The organism is Bathymodiolus thermophilus thioautotrophic gill symbiont (assembly GCF_003711265.1).
In the GTDB taxonomy this organism is placed as follows: Bacteria; Pseudomonadota; Gammaproteobacteria; order PS1; family Pseudothioglobaceae; genus Thiodubiliella.
Map to the genome: position 1 here is coordinate 878,845 of NZ_CP024634.1, position 25,510 is coordinate 904,354.

General features: G+C 39.3%; 17 protein-coding genes. 12 read left to right on the plus strand and 5 right to left on the minus strand.

The window, feature by feature from the left end:
• Nucleotides 1–3 precede the first annotated feature (3 nt).
• Nucleotides 4–3,147, plus strand: coding sequence for an efflux RND transporter permease subunit (locus tag MS2017_RS03210; protein ID WP_122951241.1), 3,144 nt, complete (start codon nt 4–6; stop codon nt 3,145–3,147).
• Nucleotides 3,148–3,152: 5 nt separating this feature from the next.
• On the opposite strand, the gene MS2017_RS03215 is transcribed toward MS2017_RS03210, so the two are convergent.
• On the minus strand, nt 3,153–4,292 hold the full coding sequence (locus MS2017_RS03215) for a cation diffusion facilitator family transporter (RefSeq protein WP_122951242.1): 1,140 nt from the start codon (nt 4,290–4,292) through the stop codon (nt 3,153–3,155).
• Nucleotides 4,293–4,639: 347 nt separating this feature from the next.
• Here MS2017_RS03215 and MS2017_RS03220 point away from each other — a divergent pair, with 347 nt between their 5' ends.
• The 5 genes from MS2017_RS03220 (at nt 4,640) to MS2017_RS03240 (ending at nt 10,195) form a co-directional block, all read left to right on the plus strand.
• Complete coding sequence (locus tag MS2017_RS03220; RefSeq protein WP_071564782.1) at nt 4,640–4,861, plus strand: FeoA family protein; 222 nt, start codon at nt 4,640–4,642, stop codon at nt 4,859–4,861.
• Nucleotides 4,858–7,047, plus strand: coding sequence for a ferrous iron transport protein B (gene feoB, locus MS2017_RS03225; RefSeq protein WP_071564783.1), 2,190 nt, complete (start codon nt 4,858–4,860; stop codon nt 7,045–7,047). The genes MS2017_RS03220 and feoB overlap by 4 nt, the downstream gene beginning before the upstream one ends.
• A 235-nt stretch (nt 7,048–7,282) precedes the next feature.
• Nucleotides 7,283–8,515: a bifunctional glutamate N-acetyltransferase/amino-acid acetyltransferase ArgJ gene (gene argJ, locus MS2017_RS03230; RefSeq protein WP_122951243.1), complete on the plus strand. Its 1,233-nt coding sequence runs from the start codon at nt 7,283–7,285 to the stop codon at nt 8,513–8,515.
• Nucleotides 8,512–9,360, plus strand: coding sequence for a formyltetrahydrofolate deformylase (gene purU / locus MS2017_RS03235; protein WP_122951244.1), 849 nt, complete (start codon nt 8,512–8,514; stop codon nt 9,358–9,360). Before argJ ends, purU begins: the two co-directional genes overlap by 4 nt.
• A gap of 322 nt (nt 9,361–9,682) precedes the next feature.
• Entirely contained in the window at nt 9,683–10,195 is a 513-nt protein-coding gene (locus MS2017_RS03240; RefSeq protein ID WP_122951245.1) for a hypothetical protein, read from the plus strand.
• A gap of 952 nt (nt 10,196–11,147) precedes the next feature.
• On the opposite strand, the gene MS2017_RS03255 is transcribed toward MS2017_RS03240, so the two are convergent.
• The 4 genes from MS2017_RS03255 to MS2017_RS11125 form a co-directional block, all read right to left on the minus strand.
• Entirely contained in the window at nt 11,148–11,849 is a 702-nt protein-coding gene (locus MS2017_RS03255; protein ID WP_122951248.1) for a hypothetical protein, read from the minus strand.
• Nucleotides 11,850–11,978: 129 nt separating this feature from the next.
• Entirely contained in the window at nt 11,979–12,818 is an 840-nt protein-coding gene (locus MS2017_RS03260; protein ID WP_122951249.1) for a DUF6615 family protein, read from the minus strand.
• A 239-nt stretch (nt 12,819–13,057) separates the two neighbouring features.
• A complete protein-coding gene (locus MS2017_RS03265) occupies nt 13,058–13,564 on the minus strand; it encodes a hypothetical protein (RefSeq protein WP_122951250.1) in 507 nt (168 codons plus the stop codon).
• 239 nt (nt 13,565–13,803) lie between these two features.
• Nucleotides 13,804–13,971, minus strand: coding sequence for a hypothetical protein (locus MS2017_RS11125; protein WP_164707591.1), 168 nt, complete (start codon nt 13,969–13,971; stop codon nt 13,804–13,806).
• A gap of 326 nt (nt 13,972–14,297) precedes the next feature.
• Between MS2017_RS11125 and MS2017_RS03270 the strand changes: the two genes are divergently transcribed.
• The 6 genes from MS2017_RS03270 (at nt 14,298) to MS2017_RS03295 (ending at nt 25,207) form a co-directional block, all read left to right on the plus strand.
• Nucleotides 14,298–15,740 carry an RHS repeat domain-containing protein gene (locus tag MS2017_RS03270; protein ID WP_122951251.1) on the plus strand — a complete coding sequence of 481 codons (1,443 nt, stop codon included), beginning with the start codon at nt 14,298–14,300 and terminating at the stop codon, nt 15,738–15,740.
• Between the two features lie 217 nt (nt 15,741–15,957).
• Complete coding sequence (locus MS2017_RS03275) at nt 15,958–17,547, plus strand: RHS repeat domain-containing protein (RefSeq protein ID WP_122951252.1); 1,590 nt, start codon at nt 15,958–15,960, stop codon at nt 17,545–17,547.
• Between the two features lie 453 nt (nt 17,548–18,000).
• Complete coding sequence (locus MS2017_RS03280) at nt 18,001–19,566, plus strand: RHS repeat domain-containing protein (RefSeq protein WP_122951253.1); 1,566 nt, start codon at nt 18,001–18,003, stop codon at nt 19,564–19,566.
• Between the two features lie 320 nt (nt 19,567–19,886).
• Nucleotides 19,887–21,452 (plus strand): RHS repeat-associated core domain-containing protein, encoded by a 1,566-nt coding sequence (locus MS2017_RS03285; protein WP_122952214.1) that lies wholly within the window; start codon nt 19,887–19,889, stop codon nt 21,450–21,452.
• Nucleotides 21,453–21,695: 243 nt separating this feature from the next.
• Entirely contained in the window at nt 21,696–23,291 is a 1,596-nt protein-coding gene (locus MS2017_RS03290; protein WP_241156953.1) for an RHS repeat-associated core domain-containing protein, read from the plus strand.
• Between the two features lie 395 nt (nt 23,292–23,686).
• The gene (locus MS2017_RS03295) at nt 23,687–25,207 is read left to right on the plus strand and encodes an RHS repeat-associated core domain-containing protein (protein ID WP_241156954.1); all 1,521 of its coding nucleotides are present in this window, start codon (nt 23,687–23,689) and stop codon (nt 25,205–25,207) included.
• Nucleotides 25,208–25,510 lie beyond the last annotated feature (303 nt).

The following is a 25,510-nucleotide window of genomic DNA, read 5'->3' on the forward strand; positions in this document are numbered from 1 at the left end:
ACAATGTTAAATAAAATAATAGATGGTGCATTACGCAATCGTTTAATGATTGTATTAATGCTTTTGGCGGTGGCAATAGGTGCTTTTATGATGTTGCCAAAATTGAATTTAGATGCTTTTCCTGATGTGACTAATGTACAAGTAACAGTCAATACAGAGGCAAAAGGGTTGGCATCAGAGGAAGTGGAGCAGTTGATTACTTACCCCATTGAGGCGGTTATGTATTCATTGCCTGATGTGGAGCAAGTGCGCTCAGTTTCTAAAACTGGCTTGTCTTTAGTAACTGTAGTTTTTAAAGAAGGCGTGGATATTTATTTTGCCAGGCAATTGGTATTTGAGCGCTTGCAAGCTGCTAAGGAAGAGATTCCAAATGGTATCGGAACCCCTGCAATGGGGCCCAATACCTCAGGTTTGGGGCAAGTGTTCCAATATATGTTGCGTACAGATGATAGGCAAAAGTTTGACACTATAGCGTTGAGAAGTCTAAACGATTGGGTGGTAAAACTCTTATTGATGCCAATTGATGGCGTTACTGAAGTATTGGCATTTGGTGGAGATGTGAAGCAATATCAGGTGCAGTTAAATCCAAGTAAATTACTTTCTTACGGGCTACGCACACAAGATGTTGTCCAAGCGATTGAATCTAGTAATCGCAATGCAGGTGGATGGTATCTTAACCGTGGAGCAGAGCAACTGGTAATACGCGGCGTTGGCTGGGTGCGTGGTGGTGAAAATGGTTTGCGTGATATTGCTAATGTGCCTATTAAAGATGAAGATGGTGTGGTGGTGCGTGTTGCTGATGTGGCTGAGGTTAAATACGGTTCAGAAATTCGCCAAGGTGCAGTGTCTATCACACTGCGTGATGAAGCGGGCAACCCTAAACAAATGGGTGAAGTGGTAACGGGTATTATTATGAAGCGTATGGGGGCAAACACCAAATCCACCATTGATGCAATCAATGAACGCTTGCCGATTATTCAAAATGCATTGCCTGAAGGTGTGGTAATTGAGGCTTTTTATGATCAAGCGGATTTGGTTGATCAGGCTGTGGGTACAGTAATCAAAGCATTGGTTGAAGCGTTTGTGCTAATTGTAGTGGTACTTGTTTTCTTTTTAATGAATCTTCGTGCTGCTGCTTTGGTATTACTATCAGTACCTGTTTCGATTGTGTTGGCATTAATGGCAATGTCATATTGGAAAGTGTCAGCCAATTTAATGTCGCTCGGTGGTTTGGCCATTGCCATTGGTATGATGGTTGATGGGTCGGTAGTGATGATGGAAAATATTTTTAAACATTTGTCAAATCATGATGAAAAATCCAATCCCGGTGGCGTACGCTTACGCATTTTAGAGGCTTCACGAGAGGTTGGACGCCCTGTGTTTTTTGCAGTGCTTATTATCATTGTTGTGTTTGCACCGTTGTTCACGCTAGAAGGTGTGGAGGGAAAATTGTTCCAGCCGATGGCCATTAGTATTGTATTGGCAATGATAGCATCACTTATGGTGGCACTTATGGTGGTACCAGCGCTGTCAACTTATTTATTTACCAAAGGGGTGGAACATAAATCAACACGAGCACTTGATTTTATCGACATGCGTTATAAAAAATTACTTAATATTGCATTGCGTACGCGTAAAAGCGTGGTGGCAATTGCAATTACCTTGTTTATTGGGTCTTTGTCGCTGGTGCCATTTTTAGGTACAGAGTTTGTGCCAGAGTTGGAAGAGGGGACTATTAATATTCGTGTTACGCTTGCACCCTCATCAAGTTTAGAAACTTCTTTTGAAGTGGCGCAAAAACTTGAGCGTATATTAATGCAATTTCCAGAAGTAATTTATGCATCTAGTCGTATTGGGCGTGCAGAAATTGGTGGCGATCCAGAGCCTGTTTCTAATGTGGAAATTTATTTAGGTTTAAAACCTGTTGATGAGTGGACTTCTGCAGATAATCGCTTTGCGTTGCAAAAACTCATGCAGGAAAAAATGTCAATCCACCCAGGTTTGCTATTTACTTTCTCTCAACCAATTGCCACCCGAGTTGATGAACTATTATCTGGGGTTAAAGCACAATTGGCCATTAAATTATTCGGCCCTGATTTGGATGTTTTGAGTGAAAAAGGTAAGGCGATTGAAACCTTAGTGCGTCAAATTGATGGCGCAACTTCGGTGGAAATGGAGCAAATTGTAGGTGAGGCACAGTTGGTAATACGCCCAAATAGGGCGCAGTTATCACGCTATGGCATTTCAATTTCACAAGTGATGTCGTTGATTTCTGATGCCATTGGTGGGGTATCTGCTGGGCAGGTAATTCAAGGTAATGAGCGTTATGATATTTATGTGCGCCTTGCTGAAAAATACCGTAATAATTCAGTGGCAATTGCCAATTTAATTATTCAGTCTCCTAAGGGTGCTTGGGTTAAATTAAGTGAGATTGCTTCGGTTTCCATTGAGGCGGGTCCACCTCAAATTAGGCGTGATGATGTTCAAAGGCGCGTCGTGATTCAATCAAATGTTAGTGGGCGTGATATGGGTAGTTTTGTGGCAGAAATCAATCAACGCATAAAATCTGAGGTAAATTTACCTGTGGGGTATTCGGTGGTTTATGGCGGTCAGTTTGAAAATCAACAGCGTGCCCAAGCAAGGTTAATGATTGTGGTGCCTATTTCGTTAGGATTGATATTTTTACTGCTATTTTTTGCTTTTGGTTCGGTGAGTCAGGCCACGCTTATTATGCTCAATGTGCCTTTGGCAATGATAGGCGGTATTAGCGCATTATTTATTTCAGGTCAATATTTATCTGTACCAGGTTCAATTGGTTTTATTGCTTTATTTGGTGTGGCAGTGCTAAATGGTGTGGTTATGGTAAATTCAATTAATTTGCTAGTAGAAAGCGGATCCAAACTTAGCGATGCCGTCTTTAACGGCGCATTGTCGAGATTACGCCCAGTATTAATGACTGCTTCAATTGCCGCATTAGGTTTAGTTCCGATGTTGTTGGCAACTGGGGTGGGGTCAGAGGTGCAACGACCATTGGCAACAGTAGTGGTTGGCGGATTGTTTTCTTCAACGCTATTAACTTTGTTTGTTTTACCAGTGTTATACGGTCGTTTTTCTCGTCAAATTATTACTGGTAATTTAAAACAATAAGGGGGTTAGTTATTGCTGAAATATATCTTTATTTTGCCGAAGTATTTTAAATCAGCAATGGCTGTTTGTAGTTTTTTTAAAATTTCGTTGTCATTTTTATCTGCTGTTAAACAACTTAAAGGCAGATAAAAATCTACATGGATTTTACCTTCTAAGTAATGTAATTGAATGCGCTCAATTTCGCCATCACATTCGTTGTTGAATAGGGCTTTATTGAGTATGCCAAGTGCTTTTGCTCGTTCAGGTAGGTGTTCGCAAGGGGCTGCTGTTTCATCGTCTTCGGGGTCAATGTGTACGGTAACATCGTCTAAATCTTCTAAGCACTCTTTGGCTACACGCTCAACACTTACGCTGATAATGTGACCTTCGCTTACGCTTAAAAATGGATCAACTTGCACATGCACATCGGCTGAAATGGCGTGTCCAATTTTGCGTGTGCGCAGTGAATGCACATTATTAACGCCACTAATCATACCAATGGCTGTTTTAAGTTGATCAACTTGCTCAACATCAATTGCAGTATCCACCAATTCCTTAGCGGCATTTGAGCCTAAATTCCAAGCAATCATCATCACCATTAAACCAACTACAATAGCAGCCACACTATCAAGATACGGATAGCCATTTAAACTGCCAAAAACACCTACCAGTACCACAATAGATGACAGTGCATCTGAGCGGTGATGCCAAGCATTGGCCTTGAGCATATCTGATTTATACGCTTTAGCGACTTTGATGGTGTACCAATATAAAGCCTCTTTGGAGAAAATAGACAGGGCAGCAACACTTAAAAGCAAAGCGCTGTGTGAAAGGGTGCTTGGACTGTTTAGGCGTCCAAAGGCATCATAAATAATGCCAATACTCACCAATGACAGAATAATTGCCAAACCTAGTGTTGCAACAGTTTCAAAGCGCTTATGTCCATAAGGGTGGTCGGTATCTGCTGCTTCATTGGCGTGTTTGACGGCGTATAAAACCACGGCATCGGACAATAAATCTGAAAACGAATGGACTCCATCGGCAATCAATGCGCCTGAGTTACCCAGTACACCAGCAATAATTTTAAAGACAGAGAGTAAAAAATCTACAATTGCACCAATAAGGGTAATTTTTTGACTGGCTTTTTTTCGATTTAGTGGATTCATATATTTGGTTATTTTATGTTATTTAATGGTAAATAGTGAATATATCAAAATATTATTATATTTATGAAACCACTGTATTGGATGCGGGCGTTGAATAAAGGGAAAATTTTATTCAGTTGTTAATATTTGAGACCTTTGCATAAACATGGATGATTAGCAAAAATTCAATTTTTGATGATTATTTATATTCATACAAAGGTCTGTTTATATGCAGCCCTGTCATTATTAAATTATGTATTGACCACTAATTATAATGATTAGCAGGCGGGTAATTTTTAAAAATACATTGCTAATGTAAATGATAATAGGTATCATTTACACTTTATTTACACAAAGGTTCCTTAAGAATGACGCTATTATCAAATCAAAAAAACGGATGCCTGTGTGAAATAAACAGTATTGATTTGCCACATTCAAAGAAAATCAAATTGTTAGGCTTGGGTATTCATACGGGTCTAACAGCATTTGTTTTAAGAAATCGTGGTGGCGATATGGTTTTGGCTTTAGGCAATGCACGGGTTAGTATCGGGAGAACCATGGCCAATTTAATTAAGGTAACCACATTATGATATTTGAAAAAATTGCATTAATTGGCAATCCAAACGCTGGCAAAACAACGCTTTTTAATTTGTTAACGGGTGCAAAACAACGCACAGGGAATTGGCCGGGTGTTACGGTTGACCGTAAAGAGGGTGAATTCAACCATGCAAATAAGACCTATAAAATCGTTGATTTACCAGGTGTTTATTCAATTGATGATAAAGAATCATCGATTGATGAGCAAATTGCCAGGGAGTTTGTGCTTAATCATTCTGAGTATTTATATTTTAATATTGTTGATGCATCAACATTGGAGCGTGGACTTTATTTGACAACGCAACTAAGGGAATTGGGGATAAATGTTGTTGTGCTTCTTAATATGATGGATGTTGTGCGTAAGCGTGGTATGGAAATTGATATTGAGGCGTTAAAAAAATCTATGGGTTGTGCGGTTATCCCAATTTCACTGAAAGAAACACTTGATTTTTCAGTATTGTCTCAGGCGATAGAAAGTTTTAATCCCGCCATAAAATTGGTTGTTGATTACCCAATTGATGAGATTGAAGCAGCGCAAAGTGCTGATAATGAAGCCCAAGTTGGATTGTTAAAAGCAGAAAGTCGATTTACTTATGCCAATAAGATTGCCAACCAAGTTATTCAACATGCGACCAGTCTAAAACAAACCGTTTCAGATAAAGTGGACAGGCTGGTATTGGGCAGTTTTACCGGTGTGCCGATATTTTTAATGATTATGTATTTATTGTTTTTGGTTAGTATTAATTTTGGCGGTGCTTTAATTGATTTCTTTGACCTTGCTGCTGGCACTATTTTTGTCGGCGGTGCAGGTAACTTGTTACAGAATATTGGTATGCCCGAGTTTTTGACGGTTATTATTGCTGATGGTATTGGTGGCGGCATTCAGGTGGTGGCAACTTTTATTCCCATTATTGCAGCGCTTTATTTGTTCTTAACGCTGCTAGAGGAGGTGGGTTATATGGCAAGAGCTGCTTTTGTAATGGATCAATTTATGCGCAAAATTGGGCTGTCAGGTAAGGCATTTATCCCTCTTATCGTTGGCTTTGGTTGCAATGTTCCAGGCATTATGGCGGCACGAACGCTAGACACACATCGGGAGCGTGTTACCACAGTGCTGATGGCGCCCTTTATGTCATGTGGTGCTAGACTTGCGGTGTATGCTTTGTTTGCAGCTGCATTTTTCCCAGTTGGTGGTCAAAATATTGTATTTGCTCTATATGTAATTGGCATTTTGTTTGCGATTTTAACAGGGTTAATTTTAAAGTATGCATTTAAAGGTGACGACACCAGTGATTTTTTAATGGAATTGCCAAATTACCAATTGCCTTCTTTTAGAAATCTTATTATCAACACTTGGAACAAATTAAAGGCCTTTGTGCTAGGTGCAGGTAAGGTTATTGTATTTGTGGTAATGATTATCAATGTGGTTAATAGTATTGGCATTGATGGCAGTTTTGGCAATCAAGATTCTAAAAATTCATTGTTGAGTAAAGTCGCACAAACACTAACACCTGTGTTTAAACCCATGGGCATTGAGGCGGACAATTGGCCAGCCACAGTGGGTATCGTAACAGGTATTTTGGCAAAAGAAGTGGTTGTCGGCACATTGGATTCATTGTATTCTGGCATTGATGCAGAAGAAAACAATACTCAAGAAAAGGTATCTGAATATAGTTTAATAGGTGGCTTATCAGAAGCATTTGCAACCATTCCTGCCAATCTTAACGATGCCATACAAAATTTATCAGACCCATTGGGCTTAGGTGTGCTTGATGATACACATTCACAAACATTGGCTGCACGCTCGCAAGAAGTTTCCACCGCAACATTTGGTGCTATGGTCTCGCGTTTTGATGGCAAAGTGGGTGCTTTTGCCTATTTACTCTTTATTTTGTTGTATTTTCCCTGTGTAGCAGCCTTTGGTGCTATGATTCGTGAAATTGGCAAAACTTGGGCAACTGTGGGCGCTTTGTGGGCTACGGGTTTGGCGTATTTTTCGGCAACTGTTTTTTATCAGGTTGGTACTTTTTCCCAGCACCCTTGGTATTCATTGTTATGGATTGGCATATCGTTTGCCATTTTGGCAGCCTCAGTAATAATGCTGGTACGCACAGGTAAAAAAGCCAGTCGCCACATTATTCCTATTGTTACCGAATCTACTTGTCGGCATTGTAAATAGAGGTTTTTACACGGATACTTCTACATAAATATGAACAATTAAGGACTGTAGGGAGGGGTTTATAATCGCTCCTTCTCTGCATAAAGTTTAAGGAAGTTACCAATTTAGTCAGCGATATAGTAACCCTTTAAGTGGGTAAAAATTGAATTTTACCAATCACTCATATTTATGCAAAGGTCTCTTTAAATAAGTAAAATACCCTTGATTACTAGAGACTTACAATTAAAGGCAGACAATGGACAATTCATCATTAAAAATTAACGGCGTGTTATTTGCAGCCATTAACGCTGGCATTAAAAATGCTCAAAATTCAAGCGCAAACTCAAACCCAAAAGACCAAGAAAAATTAGATTTGTCAATTGTATCTTTTACCCCTGAAACCAAAACCGCAGCAGTATTTACCCAAAATGTTTTTTGCGCCGCCCCCGTGGTAGTAGCAAAAAACCACCTTAACAATTCGGTACGCGCACTGATTATTAACAGTGGCAATGCCAATGCAGGCACAGGTTTAGGCAGTGGCAGTACAGGGCTTAACAATGCCTACCAAGTGTGTGAATTGGTGGCAAAAAAATTAGACATTAAAGCCGAAGAAGTGTTGCCGTTTTCCACTGGCGTGATTGGAAAACCTTTACCAATGCAGTGTTTTGAAGGCAACATTGCCACACTTTCCAATCAACTGGCAGCCGACAAATTACCCCAAGTAGCACAAGCCATTCTCACCACAGATTTAATTGAAAAAACCTGCGCCAAACAATTTAAAGTCAAAGGAAAAACCGTTAGCATTACTGGCATTGCCAAAGGCTCAGGTATGATTCGCCCCGATATGGCAACCATGCTTAGTTTTATTTTTACCGATGTTAAAGCCACTCAAAATGAATTACAACACTGTCTAACGCAAGCAGTTAATCAATCATTTAATCGCATCACCGTTGATGGCGACACCTCAACCAACGATGCCTGCACCCTCAGTGCCACAGGTACAAGTGGCGTGGATATGGCAGATTGTGTAGATGAGTTTCAAAACGCACTTAACGAAGTCAGCCAAACTTTAGCACATAAAATTATTCAAGACGGCGAAGGCGCAACTAAATTTGTTGAAATTTGCGTCAAAGGCGCCACCACCAACAAAGACTGCTTAGAAGTGGCCTATACCGTAGCACATTCGCCCTTAGTTAAAACCGCACTATTTGCCTCTGATGCCAATTGGGGTCGGATTTTGGCAGCAGTAGGGCGTGCCAATATTGCTGATTTAAAAGTGGATGCTGTGAGCATTTATTTAGGCGAAATATGTTTGATCAAAAACGGCGAATTAAACACAAATTACACAGAAGAAATGGGAAGCGCTGAGATGGCAAAAAAAGAAATTGTCATCACCATTGACATTGGTAACAACAGCACATCCGAAAGCGTTTGGACAACAGATTTATCCTACGACTATATTAAAATCAACGCTGAATACCGCACATGAATACCTATCGCCTGCTAATTTCCTGTCCCGATGCACACGGTTTAGTCGCCAAAGTCAGTCAGTTTATCTTCGAACACAACGGCAATATTAAAGAAGCCCACCACCACCTTGACGCACAAAACAAACGCTTTTTTATGCGCATTGAAATCGAATCAAACCCCGCTCACTTACTGGATGATTTTAAACAAGCCTTCACACAACTAGCCAAACAATACCAAATGAACTGGCAAATGAACGATGCCAACCAACGCAAACGAATATTGATTATGGGCTCAAAATCTTCACATTGCGTAGCAGATTTACTCCACCGTGGACACGAAAATGAACTAGAAGGCAACATTATCGGCATACTATCCAATCACAACAAACTAAGCAAAATCGCCAGTTGGTACGAAGTAGATTTTAAACAAGTGGCCATTGAAAAAGCCACCAAAACAGCCGATATGGCAAAAATGATGAACACCGTAGATTCATTTAACCCCGATGTAATCGTCCTAGCACGCTACATGCAAATCATCCCCAAATCAATGTGTGAAAAATACCAAGGCAAAATTATCAACATCCACCACTCCTTCCTCCCCTCATTCGTAGGTGCCAACCCCTACCAACGCGCCGCTGATCGTGGCGTAAAACTCATCGGCGCAACCTGCCATTACATTACCAACGAACTAGACGAAGGCCCAATTATTGAACAAGATGTCCTCCGAGTTGACCACAGCGACAGCGCCGCAGAAATGCAAAAAATGGGACAAGACATCGAAAAAATCACCCTCGCCAAAGGCCTACAATACCACCTTGAAGATCGTGTGTTGACTTGTAATAATAAGACGGTTGTTTTTCGGTAAAAACTGCACTCAGTAAAACATATATTTCTACATAGTGTGAGAATGAGCAATTTTATAGATATTTTTAAAATGTATTCATTATATCTTCTCACACATTTGTTGAATAATTGACTTGCTTTCTGTTATCATGTTTTTCGTTATTAAATTAAATTGCATTCAACTTGGCTTTATCTTAATATCATATTGGATAAAAATAGGTTTTAACTTAAAGACAGATAGAATTAGGCTATTTTTTATGTTGCAACATAAAAAAATATATTTTTATAACAATGGTTAACTCCACAAGTGTTTACCAAGGTTATGTAATGATAGGAAAAAAAGTATGACACTAGATGAATATAAAAAGCTCATTGTTGAAACTTCAACTGAAGATTGGATAAACATTCCCTGTGGGGCTGGTTCAGGATCATCCTACAGAGATGCGATTAAAGGGGGTGGAGAATTTAACAATATTGAAATTGATTCACACGGAGAAGTTCTTTCTCTTAAAAAAGACTTGTTGGTATCTGTTGCGTGGGGAATGACCCACAACGATGACTTTGTTGAAAAATGGGCTAATTTATTCCCTAGTTCACATGCTTCCAGTTCATTCGTTGATTTTTTTTATGCTAATCAATTAGTATATAGAGATATCTATGTTGCGGTAGATGGTGGCAGATGCCTTATTCCACTGCCAGAAATACAAATAGATGAATCAACACATGAAATAAAGGAACTAGTGGTTTCAAAAGAGAAATATAAATTTTTTAGACTACTTAATGGCACGGGTTATGACTACGATAGATATTTTAAGCGCACTGGTATTGAGATTATAGATAAGTCATGGATGGACTGATTTGGAATGCAATCGGGGTTATTTTAACCTTTTTCGGTGTGGCACTTGCTTTTTGACAAGCCTATAAAGCCAAATCGTATCGTGATGAAATACAAGCTGATAGGCAGAAGTTTATCCTAATTGAGTTGATGCCAATCGCCAAAAGCGCGCGAGATGAGTGTAGAAAAATAACCACTCCCGTCAATAAACCAATGCGGGGTGTTAATTCTCAAAAAGTAATTCATGAGATTCAGGTGTTGGCAGAGAAATTACAAGAATATAGCCATAGATTAACTGGTAATTTCGAGCAGAAAGACTTGCTAGTTAATCTTCGGTTGGACATTTCCAATTATAAAAACGAGAGCAATCAAGATTCTCGAAGCAAGATTGCAGATAAAATGTATTCCACTCTAAACTCAATTATAGAATCGCTATCAACAAGTATAGATAAAACTGTTTAGAACTAACAATTCCATAAACTTAGAAATAAGAGGTGTAACCCACCTTATTTGGAAGAATAAGGTGGGAATAAGAGTATCCTCGCCCCTAAGTTCTGCTTGGGAATACATGCCTAAAGTTTGAGGATAAGAATGTAACAAAAAGTTTTGTTGAAGCGCTTAAAAATAAAAATGTGTTAGAATTCGCGCATGGGCAGAAGTAGATACAAAATTATCGATAATACCGCACCACATTTTGTTACTTTTACAATTCTACATCGGATACCTGTATTTATCAATCCTGATGCAGTTGACATTATTTTCAATAGCCTAAAATTTTTGCAAAAAGAAGGCCTGAGAGTTAATGCTTTTGTGATTTTAGAAAACCATATAAAGTGATAATTTAGTAAAAGACATTCAGCGATTTAAATCTTTTATTTCTCATGAAATTATTAAGTTTTTGTTCTCGCTCCTAAGTTCAGAAGGTAAGCTGTCTGAATGCAAGCAAAACTTGGAAACAAGGATAAATTCCAATCTTAATTATTGGTATTTATGTGGAGTATATTTGGTGGAATCTTGAATTCCTTTGCTATCGACTCAGCGTTATCCAAGCGGATCCATTCCCCCTTTTCACATTTGCAAATTGATCTAATTATATCGCTGATTTCTAGTTTACTATTTTTCTTCAACATAGATTTTAAGTCATCTTTACTCCAAATTTTATTGGGTTTAGATCTGCTTTTATTAAACAACATAGCATCATCATGCCATATGCATGATGAAACATAATCGCACATGTATAGAGGTTGTTTTTTAAACTCATATTCACAATAAAACATTTCGAAAATTGCTAAGGTGTCCTTATGTTTTTTTTGCCTGTTTAATTGATCTGAATAATGTGAAAGCCCTGTAGATGTTTGTGAATAATCCCATTGATAATTTTTTTTAGATAACCTTGGCCATTTAGCCTCAAATATTGCGACTTTTGAACGACCACCTGAGGTAATTATAATTGTTGCATCACAACCCATTTCTTGTTCATTGTTTGAATCTAGCAACATAGATGTGGCTACTAATCCTGTTTGTGTATAACTATTTATTTTACGACGAAATGCACCTGTAAAATTTGAAGTATAGTCATTTTCATTTTTTATATGTCCAGAGATTAGATCGTTTCGGATTTCAGCATCAGAAAGCGTTGCAAAATAACTTAATTCATTGATTTGAGCAGGTTTCATTTTTTTGCCTCTGGATAATTAGGGTTAGAGTGTAGTTTACTTGTTTATTATTACCTTATTAGACAATGTGCTGGGGATTTTTACTGGGACTGTGTATTTTAATCGTGCTGTTTTAGTTGGTATGCATTCCTAAACAGAACTTGAGGGCGAGGGTAATTTCCCTTGTTTTAGGATAATGCCCCCCTTATTTTGGTCGTCACTTTCTATTATTACAATAACGCCAGCAAGGTTCGGATCATCATTTTCATGGTTCTCGTTGCCTTTATCAAGGATAGACTTGATATGCCTTGGGGGTTCCTTGGTAATCTTAGGTATTGGAATATCATCAGAAGAATTTCGAAGAAGAACATTCTGGACAAAACTTTTAACCCTGTCCGGTAAAGAGTTGGCGTTTGATCTTGATGTAGTACTTTGACAGCATACAAGGCAACTCCAGGGGAATACATCAGATATGACCGAGGCTAGGGTGTTTGATTTTTTAGTCTTTTTGTTTTTTTTGATTGTATATGCGTCAATTATTGAGCAGCCGTAACTTTCGGGTGCGTTTGGAAAAGTAAGGCAATTTTTTGTTGGGTAATTTTTTGAAAGAGGCCATTGTGAATAAAAGCAATACAGGGGAATAAGTCCATCTTTTTGGGCGCTTTTTATTAATACATCAGTTTGATTCTTGTAATTTAGAACCTCAAAGCGATTTGTTTTGAATTTTAAAATCTTTGCCTGGACTCTTACACCAAACCAAATATTTTTTTTACTGTTCGTGAACCACCATTGCCAATCAGCGCCAATCTTCCCTTCTTGGACTTTGTTGTATGTGGTTGTTATAACTTCATGGGACTGTCGCAACTTAAGCTCAATAATATTATTGTCAGTTATGGTTTCTTCTAATGGCTGGTGGGAAACACTTCGTGCTTTTTCCATTAAGCGCCATGTTTGAAATGATAAATCCCTGTATGTTTGACATAAACTCATTGCGCGTATCCTTTGGCTAACAGTTGGTATTAGCGGTTGACTAGAATAATTTACTGGGCGTGTTTTTTAGTAAATCATTTTTTTTAGCTTTGATTATTATTAATATCTTTTTATAAATTATTGTTCTTACTTTGCTAGAGAAGAACCGATAGCAAAACCTACAGCATGGCCAAGTATATTTAACAACATGCTATTTTCTTCCTTTTGCACTGTGGAATCGTTGTCAGAAAAATTGTAGTTTATTTCTGCATGGGTTGTTTTTTAAGAGTTGGACGAATGGGTGCCCGCGTCTTTTTTAATGATAAGGGTGTTAGCGAAGAAGAGGTTTTGGGTAAGGGCTCATAACCTTTGCCACAATCAGCTTTGCCAGGTTTGGCAGGGTCAAGTAAGCAAAGTGTAGAACTACCAATGTAATGGGTATTAAAAACTGCGCCAACTTTGGCACCCGCTTTAAAGGCTGAAGTGATGTCACAAAATTTCAAACCAATGGTTTTAATATATATGGTAGGCTTGGTTGTTTCTGTGTCTTTTTGTGTTGAGCATACTTCTGATTGCGTGTTAGTGGCAATATCGTATACCCAAAAAAATTCATTCATATGGTTTTCTAGTGTTTTCAGAACACCAGTGCCATCTATATTTAAGTAAACTTTTTTGTTGACATAGTCGGGATTAAGGGCGATGGCTGAGGCTTGTGCGGATAATAATAAACAAAAAAAACTAACAATAAAACGACCGGTTGTGTCCATGGGGAACTCCTAAATTTATATAAAGATTTCTAATTGATAAAAAAATCTATGCTGGCATAGTGTTGCAATTTATCTTAATTTTTTGATTATTCCATAAAATAGGCTTGTATTTGTTGTTATTTTGAAAAATGGTGCGGGGCTGGGTTTTTGCTATTAATTGAAGACCTTTACATAAATATAAATTAATTATCAAGAATCCGCTTTTCATCCACTAATATTGAACCGACACCAGCAACAATTTAGCCCACCTCCCACGCCAAGCCAATAGCAACACCTAGCAACAAACCATTGCTATCCACCCACACAACAGAAACCCCACAACCCACCACCGATTTCGACACCAACGGCAACCACATTGGCACCTTACATTGGCATACAATAACACCTTGAACAAATTCACCTAACAAGACAAAAACAATGCCACAGAATACTATGGTTTATGACTATCAAGGTAACTGAGTTCGCACTGCGATTGAATCCAGCAACCAAATACAAAGCCAAAGAGGCTACTTACCTTATCCAAATATAGAGATTGTAAAAATAGTGCATTTTTCCTATCCGTGTTTATGCCTAAGAGCGGATATATGCTAAATACAGAGGCCTTATAATGCAAATAGCACCAGTCCAGAACTCTTCAAGAAAGCATTAAAAAGAACGATTTATATTTTTAGATTAGGTATAGTTAATTCTATAACAATGTAACACTATCATTAAAATTAAAAGAAACTCAATAATGAATGCCTTAGAACTCTATCACCAAACCTACACTTACGACACAAGTAACAACCTAACCCACCTCTCACACCAAGCCAACAGCAACACCTGGCAACAAACCATCGCCATTCACCCACACAACAACCGTGGCACTGAAACCCCGCAATCCACCACCGATTTTGACACCAACGGCAACCTACTAACCCTAAACAACATTGGCACCCTACGGTGGTACTACAACAACACCCTGAACAAACTCACCCAACAAGACAAAAACAACACCACAGAATACTATGTTTATGACCACCAAGGCAACCGAGTCCGCACCGTGATTGAATCCAACAAGCAAATACAAAGCCAAAGAAACTACTTGCCTTCACTAGACACTTCAACCAATAAAGCCAAACAACAAGCCAACACCCTACACATCGGCACCCATATCCTCAGCGAAATTAACAAAGACAATCCTCAAACTCGTTATCAACTCTCCAGCCACCTGAAAACAAATACTCTAGAACTCAACGACCAAGCCCAAATTATTAGTTATGAAAGTTACTCCCCTTATGGCACCACCACCCTTATTGCCGGAAAAAACAAAGCCCAAGTCCAGCAAAAACGCTACCGCTACACAGGCAAAGAAAGAGGTGACAGCAGTGGCTTATATTACTACGGTGCCAGATACCTAGCCCCGTGGATGGCACGATGGATAAGCCCTGATTCAACAGGCACTGTTAATGGATTGAATTTGTATACTTATGTCGGCAATAACCCCCTTAAATACATTGATCCAACGGGACATGTTAGAACAACAGCCGATCAGAAAGATACAGAAGTCAAGAAGATGGCTCAAATAATGAAAATTCAGAAGGACATTTTGAAATCGAATGTTTTTAAAGAATTGGGTGCGCTCGAATCTTCTAGTCGATTTGTTGAGTCCAGACCTACTTACGACAGATTAGATGAGGCGATAGAAAAATTACGATTCAGCACAGACAAGCGTATTACTGAACTAAAGAAGGATAAGGGGCTTTCTCACATGAGTGCCTCAATAAGGTTTTATTCAAGTGATGAGTTTAAGGAAATGGTCTTTAAAAAATATAAAATCGCCAATTGTGGGGAATCTGCGGATGTAATGCTTCATGGGTTAAGCGAAAAATACTTTGATATGCCCGTAGAATCAATAAGAACAACTTCTCCTGACCATACTTTCAACATCATTAATCGCGATCAATCAACCTCCATATTTGAACCTGAGAAATGGAATGAAGATACTTTAGTCGTAGATGCTTGGGCAAAATTTGTTTTAACCAAACAAGAATTTCTTCGTGTGAATTTATCAAAATATCACAGGCTTGCGGTATATATGACGGGTGATACTGAACAGGTAATAAAACACAAGGGCGTCGTGAGTGTTCGTTTCTTTTTAGGAACAAAGCTTAAAGGAGAGGAGAGCAGGTTTTAGCCTGCTATCTATGTGGGTTATCTAAATCTTCTGCTTGGAAATGCATGCCTAGGGATCCCTGCATTAGACATAAGTATTAACCCAAGGTCAATTCCGCTCATTTGTAAATTTTTCCCTTTATTTAATATTTATGTCTAATACTAAGCGCTATATTATTTATATTTATACAAAGGTCTCAATGTAGTTCTCAATCATTAAAATTAAAGGCAACTTAATTATGAATACCTTAGAACCCTATCACCAAACTTACACCTACGACACAAGCAACAACCTAACCCACCTCTCACACCAAGCCAACAGCAACACCTGGCAACAAACCATCGCCATTCACCCACACAACAACCGTGGCACTGAAACCCCACAATCCACCACCGATTTTGACACCAACGGCAACCTACTAACCCTAAACAACATTGGCACCCTACATTGGCACTACAATAACACCCTGAACAAACTCACCCAACAAGACAAAAACAACACCACAGAATACTATGTTTATGACCACCAAGGCAACCGAGTCCGCACTGTGATTGAATCCAACAAGCAAATACAAAGCCAAAGAAACTACTTACCTTCACTAGACATTTCAACCAATAAAGCCAAACAACAAACCAACACCCTGCACATTGGCACCCATATCCTCAGCGAAACCAGCGAAAACAATACCCAAACCCGCTATCAACTCTCCAGCCACCTGAAAACAAATACCCTAGAACTCAACGACCAAGCCCAAATTATTAGTTATGAAAGTTACTCCCCTTATGGCACCACCACCCTCATTGCTGGCAAAGACAAAACCCAGGTCCAACAAAAACGCTACCGCTACACAGGCAAAGAAAGAGACGACAGCAGTGGCTTATATTATTACGGTGCCAGATACCTAGCCCCTTGGCTAGCAAGGTGGATAAGTCCCGATCCAGCAGGCGCTGTTGGTGGATTGAATTTGTATGTTTATGTTAGTAACAACCCCCTTAAATACAGGGATCCAACGGGACATATTAAGACCATACCTGAGCAGGAAGCAGAGGAGGGGGCTGTTGGTGGGGCGGCATACAATGGAAGAACTAAAAGACAACATTTTGATTCTGGAGAATATGCGGTAATCAATGGTGAAGTGATATCGGCCAATTTAGCAGCTGAGCAGATGGTTAAAATGGCTAAAATAATGGAAACAAAGGAAGCAATTCTTAGATCGGCTGTTTTTAATAAACTGGGTGATTTGGAATCCTCTAGTCGGCGTTATCATGCATTGGGGAGCTTCTCTGATCAGCTTCCTTATGCAAGATCTCTTGCCGAAAGAGCTGATGGTAAGATAGCAATGTTACGAGCCCAAGAGCGCAAAGAGGTTGCCGATCTGACACGAAAAGGCCTGACTCGCATTCGTGCCACTATGCAGTTTCATGCAAGCGTTGAATATAGGAAACTGGTCATGGAGAAACATGAAGCCGCTAATTGCTTTGAATGTGCCAATGTAATGCTTGGTAGTTTAAACAAAAAATACCCCAATATGCCAGTGGAATTGATAAATATGGCTAATGTTGACCATGTTTTCAATTTGATTAACCGTGATCAATCAACCTCCATGTTTGAACCTAATACATGGAATGAAGATACTTTAGTGGTGGATGCTTGGAAGCAAGTTGTTTATACTAAAGAAGAGTTTCTTCTAGTGAATTTACAAAAAAATTATTTTGGTCTTGATAATGACATTGAAGGCATAGTCGAGCAACAGATGAGGCATAAAGAAGACATGAGTTCTCGTGTGTTTAATGGACCTCATCTTGAGACGGAAACGAGCTTATTTTGATTTGCCACCTTAATCCGAATATAGAGATTAAAAAATAGCACCCCTTTCTTTACCTGTGTTTGAAAAAAAATATTAGCCCCAGCCATAAGTTCGGTGACTATTTTTTACGCAGCCCCCTGCATTAGACATGGATGTTGAATAAAATTTGCCCTTTAGTTAATATTTATGTCCAATACAAGGGTCTCATCCTATCACCTCTCCATTCCTTCGTAAAAAAATGATTTTCATTTTTGGATTAAGGTATAGTTACTCCTGTAACAACATAACCCATTATTATTAAAAATTGAGATCTTTGTATAAATATGAACAATTATCAAGCATCCACTTAGCATTTTTTAAACCTAGTTTTAACTTTGTTAGGATAAGGTTTAAGAAATTGTCAATTTGGTAAAAACTGAATTTTTTTAATCATCCATGTTTATGTAAAAGTCTCAAATTAAAAGCAACTCAATTATGGATGCCTTAGAACCCTATCACCAAACCTACGCCTACGACACAAGCAACAACCTAACCCACCTCTCACACCAAGCCAACAGCAACACCTGGCAACAAACCATCGCCATTCACCCACACAACAACCGTGGCACTGAAACCCCACAATCCACCACCGATTTTGACACCAACGGCAACCTACTAACCCTAAACAACATTGGCACCCTACATTGGCACTACAATAACACCCTGAACAAACTCACCCAACAAGACAAAAACAACACCACAGAATACTATGTTTATGACCACCAAGGCAACCGAGTCCGCACCGTGATTGAATCCAACAAGCAAATACAAAGCCAAAGAAACTACTTACCTTCACTAGACATTTCAACCAATAAAGCCAAACAACAAACCAACACCCTGCACATCGGCACCCATATCCTCATCGAAACCAGCGAAAACAACACCCAAACCCGCTACCAACTCTCCAGCCACCTAAAAGCAAATACCCTAGAATTCAACGACCAAGCCCAAATTATTAGTTATGAAAGTTACTCCCCTTATGGCTCCACCACCCTCATTGCTGGCAAAGACAAAACCCAAGTCCAACAAAAACGCTACCGCTACACAGGCAAAGAAAGAGACGACAGCAGTGGCTTATATTATTACGGTGCCAGATACCTAGCCCCTTGGCTAGCAAGGTGGATAAGCCCCGATCCAGCAGGCGCTGTTGGTGGATTGAATTTGTATGTTTATGTTAGTAACAACCCCCTTAAATACAGGGATCCAACGGGACATATTAAGACCATACCTGAGCAGGAAGCAGAGGAGGGGGCTGTTGGTGGGGCGGCATACAATGGAAGAACTAAAAGACAACATTTTGATTCTGGAGAATATGCGGTAATCAATGGTGAAGTGATATCGGCCAATTTAGCAGCTGAGAAGATGGTTAAAATAAAGGAAATACAGGGGCAAATTTTGAAATCGCCTATTTTTAATCAACTGGGTCAACTAGACTCTTCTAGTCGACTTGCTCGTTCACTGAATGTTAATTCATCCGTTTATGATGCATATGTTGCCATCCAAGCAGGTCAAAAAATGGAAGCGTTACGAACTCAAAAGCGCAAGCGTATTGCCGATATGAAAGGCACTTCTAACAATCGTATTATTATGCGGTTTTATGCAAGTGATGAATACCGGGAATTGGTCATTGAACATAAAGTCGCTAATTGCACTGAATGTTCCAATATAATGTTTAGCAGCTTAAACAAAGAATATCCTAATATGCCAGTGGAATTGATAAATATGTTTGACACCAATCATGCTTTTAATGTGATTAATCGTGATCAATCAACCTCCATATTTGAACCTGATACATGGAATGAAGACACTTTAGTGGTGGATGCTTGGAAACGAGCTGTTTATACTAAAGAAGAGTTTCTTAGTGTGAATTTACAAGATTGTGATTTTAAACTCAATAGTGGCATTAAAGGCAAGGCTAATCAAATGATGCGGTATAAAGATGAGACAAGTGTTTTTGTGTTTGATAAGGGTCGTCTTAAGGAGGAAATAAGTATGCTTTGACCTGCCACCTCAATCCAAATATAGAGATTAAAAAAATAGCACCCCTTTTTTCTATCTGCATTTGAAAAAAAACATTAGCCTCAACTATAAGTTCGGTGACTATTTTTTACGCCTAAAGACCTCATGTATTAGGCATGGATGTTGAATAAAATTTGCCCTTTAGTTAATATTTATGTCTAATACAGTGGTCTCATAATGCAAATAGCACCAGTCTAGAACTCTTCAAAAAAGCATTAAAAGGAATGATTTATATTTTTAGATTGGGTATATTAATTCTACAAACAATGCAACCCGTTATCATTAAAATTAAAAGAAACTCAATGAATGCCTTAGAACTCTATCACCAAACCTACACCTACGACACAAGCAACAACCTAACCCACCTCTCACACCAAGCCAACAGCAACACCTGGCAACAAATCATCGCCATTCACCCACACAACAACCGTGGCACCGAAACCCCACAATCCACCACCGATTTTGATACCAACGGCAACCTACTAACCCTAAACAACATTGGCACCCTACATTGGCATTACAACAACACCCTGAACAAACTCACCCAACAAGACAAAAACAACACCACAGAATACTATGCTTATGACCACCAAGGCAACCGAGTTCGCACCGTGATTGAATCCAACAAGCAAATACAAAGCCAAAGAAACTACTTACCTTCACTAGACACTTCAACCAATAAAGCCAAACAACAAACCAACACCCTGCACATCGGCACCCATATCCTCAGCGAAACCAGCGAAAACAACACCCAAACCCGCTACCAACTCTCCAGCCACCTAAAAGCAAATACCTTGGAACTCAACGACCAAGCCCAAGTCGTTAGCTATGAATGTTATTACCCCTATGGTGCCACTACTCTCATTGCTGGCAAAGACAAAACCCAAGTCCAACAAAAACGCTACCGCTACACAGGCAAAGAAAGAGACGACAGCAGTGGCTTATATTATTACGGTGCCAGATACCTAGCCCCTTGGCTAGCAAGGTGGATAAGTCCCGATCCAGCAGGCGCTGTTGGTGGATTGAATTTGTATGTTTATGTTAGTAACAACCCCCTTAAATACAGGGATCCAACGGGACATATTAAGACCATACCTGAGCAGGAAGCAGAGGAGGGGGCTGTTGGTGGGGCGGCATACAATGGAAGAACTAAAAGACAACATTTTGATTCTGGAGAATATGCGGTAATCAATGGTGAAGTGATATCGGCCAATTTAGCAGCTGAGAAGATGGTTAAAATAAAGGAAATACAGGGGCAAATTTTGAAATCGCCTATTTTTAATCAACTGGGTCAACTAGACTCTTCTAGTCGGCTTGATCGTGCACTAAATGTTGATTCATCCGTTCATGAAAGATATGTTTCCTACCAAGCAGGTCTAAGGATGGCAGAGTTACGAGCCCAAAGTTGCAAGCGTATTGCCGATATGAAGGGTACTTATAACAATCGTATCACTGCACGGTTTTATGCAAGCGATGAATACCGGGAACTGGTCATTAAACATAAAGTCGCTAATTGCGCTGAATGTTCCAATCTAATGTTTAATAGTTTAAACAAAGAGTATCCCGATATGCCAGTGGAATGGATAGATATATCTGACACCGATCATACTTTCAATTTGATTAATCGTGATCAATCAACCTCCATATTTGAACCTGATACATGGAATAAAGACACTTTAGTGGTGGATGCTTGGAAACGAGCTGTTTATACTAAAGAAGAGTTTCTTAGTGTGAATTTACAAGATTGTGATTTTAAACTCAATAGTGGCATTAAAGGCAAGGCTAGTCAAATGATGCGGTATAAAGATGAGGCAAGTGTTTTTGTGTTTGAGAATGGTCGTCTTAAGAAGGAAGTAAGCATGCTTTGACCTGTCACCTCTATCCAAATATAGAGATTAAAAAAAATAGCACCCCTTTTTTCTATCTGCATTTGAAAAAAAATATTAGCCTCAATTATAAGTTCGGTGACTATTTTTTACATCTAAAGAGACCCCCATATAGGCATGGATGTTGAATAAAATTCGCCCTTTAGTTAATATTTATGTCTAATACAGAGGTCTCATAATGTAAATAGCACCAGTCTAGAGCTCTTCAAGAAAGCGTTAAAAAGAATGATTTATATTTTTAGATTAGGTATAGTTAATTCTACAACGCAACCTACTGTCATTAAAATTAAAAGCAACTCAATTATGGATGCCTTAGAACTTTACCGCCAAACCTACACCTACGACACAAGCAACAATCTAACCCACCTCTCACACCAAGCCAACAGCAACACCTGGCAACAAACCATCGCCATTCACCCACACAACAACCGTGGCACCGAAACCCCACAATCCACCACCGATTTTGATACCAACGGCAACCTACTAACCCTAAACAACATTGGCACCCTACATTGGCATTACAACAACACCCTGAACAAACTCACCCAACAAGACAAAAACAACACCACAGAATACTATGTTTATGACCACCAAGGCAACCGAGTCCGCACCGTGATTGAATCCAACAAGCAAATACAAAGCCAAAGAAACTACTTACCTTCACTAGACATTTCAACCAATAAAGCCAAACAACAAACCAACACCCTGCACATTGGCACCCATATCCTCAGCGAAACCAGCGAAAACAACACCCAAACCCGCTACCAACTCTCCAGCCATCTAAAAGCAAATACCCTAGAACTCAACGACCAAGCCCAAGTCGTTAGCTATGAATGTTATTACCCCTATGGCGCCACTACCCTCATTGCCGGAAAAAACAAAACCCAAGTCCAACAAAAACGCTACCGCTACACAGGCAAAGAAAGAGACGACAGCAGTGGCTTATATTACTACGGTGCCAGATACCTAGCCCCGTGGATGGCACGATGGATAAGCCCTGATCCAACAGGCATTGTTGGGGGATTAAATTTGTATGCTTATGTGAGCAACAACCCCCTTAAATACATTGATCCAACGGGACATGTTAGAACAATAGCTGATCAGGAAGATACAGAGGAGGGTGCTGCTGGTGGCACAAGTAGCAGGTTGGACGCTAAAAGATATGCACAAATAAGTGAAGCAGTACAGGCTGAGAAGATGAAGCGGATAATGGAAGTACGGGAAGAAATTTTACAATCGAATATTTTCATGAGACTGGGCACACTGAATTCTTCTAGTCGACTTCTTGAGCAAGGAATTGTTCGCCAAAGCGTAGATATGTCCATAACAAAATTACGAGAAAGCATAGAAAAGAATATTGAGAAGATAAAAAATAGGCATGGACTTTCTTTTTTTAGTGCTTCGATAGAATTTCATTCAAGTGATAAGTTTAAGAAGATGGTCTTTGACAAATATAAAGTCGCTAATTGTGCGGAGTCTGCGAATATGATGCTTTATGTGTTAGGCAAAGACTACCCTAATATGTTCGTAGAGTCACTAGGCACATATCATCCTGATCATGTTTTCAACATCATTAATCGTGATCAATCAACCCCCATATTTGAACCTGAGAAATGGAACGAAGATACTTTAATCGTAGATGCTTGGGCAAAATCTGTTTTGACCAAGCAAGAATTTACTCATATAAATTTCTCAACAAAACATTACAAGCTTGGGGTGTACATGTTGGGCGAGACTGAGCATGTAGTAAGACACAAAAATACCGTGAGTGTTCGTTTATTTTTTGGAACAAGACTGACGCTTGAAGAAAGCAGATTATAACTTGTTACTCTGTTGATAGTAAATTGCAAAAATAACACCCCCCTTGCCCATGTTCGAAAAAAAATATTATCTCACGCCCAAGCCTAACATGGGAACAAGGTATCACTTTAATGCAATCACCACTTCCCTTAAATAAACCACCCATTGTTTTAAGGAAATCGTCAATTGTTCTAATACAATTCTTCGCTCCCAAGTTCCACTTGGAATTGCATACTTGTCTTTGAAAGCAAGAACATAACATGAATGTTTGGAGGCAAATTGTTTATACTAAAAAAAATATTTCCTTCTTATCCTCCTCAAGAAAGCGTTAAAAGGAATGATTTATATTTTTAGATTGGGTATAGTTAATTCTACAAACAATGCAACCCACTATCATTAAAATTAAAAGAAACTCAATGATGAATACCTTAGAACCCTATCACCAAACCTACACCTACGACACAAGCAACAACCTAACCCACCTCTCACACCAAGCCAACAGCAACACCTGGCAACAAACCATCGCCATTCACCCACACAACAACCGTGGCACTGAAACCCCACAATCCACCACCGATTTTGATACCAACGGCAACCTACTAACCCTAAACAACATTGGCACCCTACATTGGCATTACAACAACACCCTGAACAAACTCACCCAACAAGACAAAAACAACACCACAGAATACTATGTTTATGACCACCAAGGCAACCGAGTCCGCACCGTGATTGAATCCAACAAGCAAATACAAAGCCAAAGAAACTACTTACCTTCACTAGACATTTCAACCAATAAAGCCAAACAACAAACCAACACCCTGCACATTGGCACCCATATCCTCAGCGAAACCAGCGAAAACAACACCCAAACCCGCTACCAACTCTCCAGCCATCTAAAAGCAAATACCCTAGAACTCAACGACCAAGCCCAAGTCGTTAGCTATGAATGTTATTACCCCTATGGTGCCACTACCCTCATTGCTGGCAAAGACAAAACCCAAGTCCAACAAAAACGCTACCGCTACACAGGCAAAGAAAGAGACGACAGCAGTGGTTTATGCTATTACGGTGCCAGATACCTAGCCCCGTGGATGGCACGATGGATAAGCCCTGATCCAACAGGCATTGTTGGGGGATTAAATTTGTATGCTTATGTGAGCAACAACCCCCTTAAATACATTGATCCAACGGGACATGTTAGAACAATAGCTGATCAGGAAGATACAGAGGAGGGTGCTGCTGGTGGCACAAGTAGCAGGTTGGACGCTAAAAGATATGCACAAATAAGTGAAGCAGTACAGGCTGAGAAGATGAAGCGGATAATGGAAGTACGGGAAGAAATTTTACAATCGAATATTTTCATGAGACTGGGCGCACTGAATTCTTCTAGTCGACTTCTTGAGCAAGGAATTGTTTACCAAGACATAGATATATCCATAACAAAATTACGAGAAAGTATGGAAAAGAATATTTGGAAGATAAAAAATAGGGATGGACTCTCTTTCCTTAGTGCCACGATAAAATTTCATTCAAGTGATAAGTTTAAGAAGATGGTCTTTGACAAATATAGAGTCGCCAATTGTGCGGAGTCTGCGAATATGATGCTTCATGTGTTAGGAGAAGACTACCCTAATATGGTCGTAGAGTCACTAGGCACATATCGTCCTGATCATGTTTTCAACATCATTAATCGTGATCAATCAACCCCCATATTTGAACCTGAGAAATGGAACGAAGATACTTTAATCGTAGATGCTTGGGCAAAATCTGTTTTGACCAAACAAGAATTTACTCATATAAATTTCTCAACAAAACATTACAAGCTTGGGGTGTACATGTTGGGCGAGACTGAGCATGTAGTAAAATACAAAAATACCGTGAGTGTTCGTTTATTTTTCGGAACAAGAGTGAGAGTTGAGGAAAGCAGATTATAACTTGTTGCACCCTTGCCCATGTTCGAAAAAAAATTATCTCACGCCTAAGCCTAACATGGGAATAAGGTATCACTTTAATACAACCAACTCATTGCCTTTTAGAATTGTACATTTGTCTTTGAAAGCAAGAACATAACATGCTTCTTTGGAAGCAAATTGCTTATGCTAAAAAAAGATTTACTTCTTATAGATTCGTCATTAAATGATTACAAGTTTAATAATAGTGTTAAAGGCTTGATTGGTCAAAAATAAGGCGTAACAATGGCGTGAATCTTCGTATATTTGAGGAGGGTTTGCCTTGTG

Coding starts and splice junctions, on each gene's coding strand:
- MS2017_RS03215 (WP_122951242.1), bottom strand. CDS start 4,292: ATGAATCCACTAAATCGAAAAAAAGCCAGTCAAAAAATTACCCTTATT.
- MS2017_RS03260 (WP_122951249.1), bottom strand. CDS start 12,818: ATGAGTTTATGTCAAACATACAGGGATTTATCATTTCAAACATGGCGC.
- feoB (WP_071564783.1), top strand. CDS start 4,858: ATGATATTTGAAAAAATTGCATTAATTGGCAATCCAAACGCTGGCAAA.
- MS2017_RS03285 (WP_122952214.1), top strand. CDS start 19,887: ATGAATGCCTTAGAACTCTATCACCAAACCTACACCTACGACACAAGC.
- argJ (WP_122951243.1), top strand. CDS start 7,283: ATGGACAATTCATCATTAAAAATTAACGGCGTGTTATTTGCAGCCATT.
- MS2017_RS03290 (WP_241156953.1), top strand. CDS start 21,696: ATGATTTATATTTTTAGATTAGGTATAGTTAATTCTACAACGCAACCT.
- MS2017_RS03210 (WP_122951241.1), top strand. CDS start 4: ATGTTAAATAAAATAATAGATGGTGCATTACGCAATCGTTTAATGATT.
- MS2017_RS03280 (WP_122951253.1), top strand. CDS start 18,001: ATGGATGCCTTAGAACCCTATCACCAAACCTACGCCTACGACACAAGC.
- MS2017_RS03265 (WP_122951250.1), bottom strand. CDS start 13,564: ATGGACACAACCGGTCGTTTTATTGTTAGTTTTTTTTGTTTATTATTA.
- MS2017_RS03275 (WP_122951252.1), top strand. CDS start 15,958: ATGAATACCTTAGAACCCTATCACCAAACTTACACCTACGACACAAGC.
- MS2017_RS03220 (WP_071564782.1), top strand. CDS start 4,640: ATGACGCTATTATCAAATCAAAAAAACGGATGCCTGTGTGAAATAAAC.
- MS2017_RS03240 (WP_122951245.1), top strand. CDS start 9,683: ATGACACTAGATGAATATAAAAAGCTCATTGTTGAAACTTCAACTGAA.
- MS2017_RS03295 (WP_241156954.1), top strand. CDS start 23,687: ATGATGAATACCTTAGAACCCTATCACCAAACCTACACCTACGACACA.
- purU (WP_122951244.1), top strand. CDS start 8,512: ATGAATACCTATCGCCTGCTAATTTCCTGTCCCGATGCACACGGTTTA.
- MS2017_RS03255 (WP_122951248.1), bottom strand. CDS start 11,849: ATGAAACCTGCTCAAATCAATGAATTAAGTTATTTTGCAACGCTTTCT.
- MS2017_RS03270 (WP_122951251.1), top strand. CDS start 14,298: ATGAATGCCTTAGAACTCTATCACCAAACCTACACTTACGACACAAGT.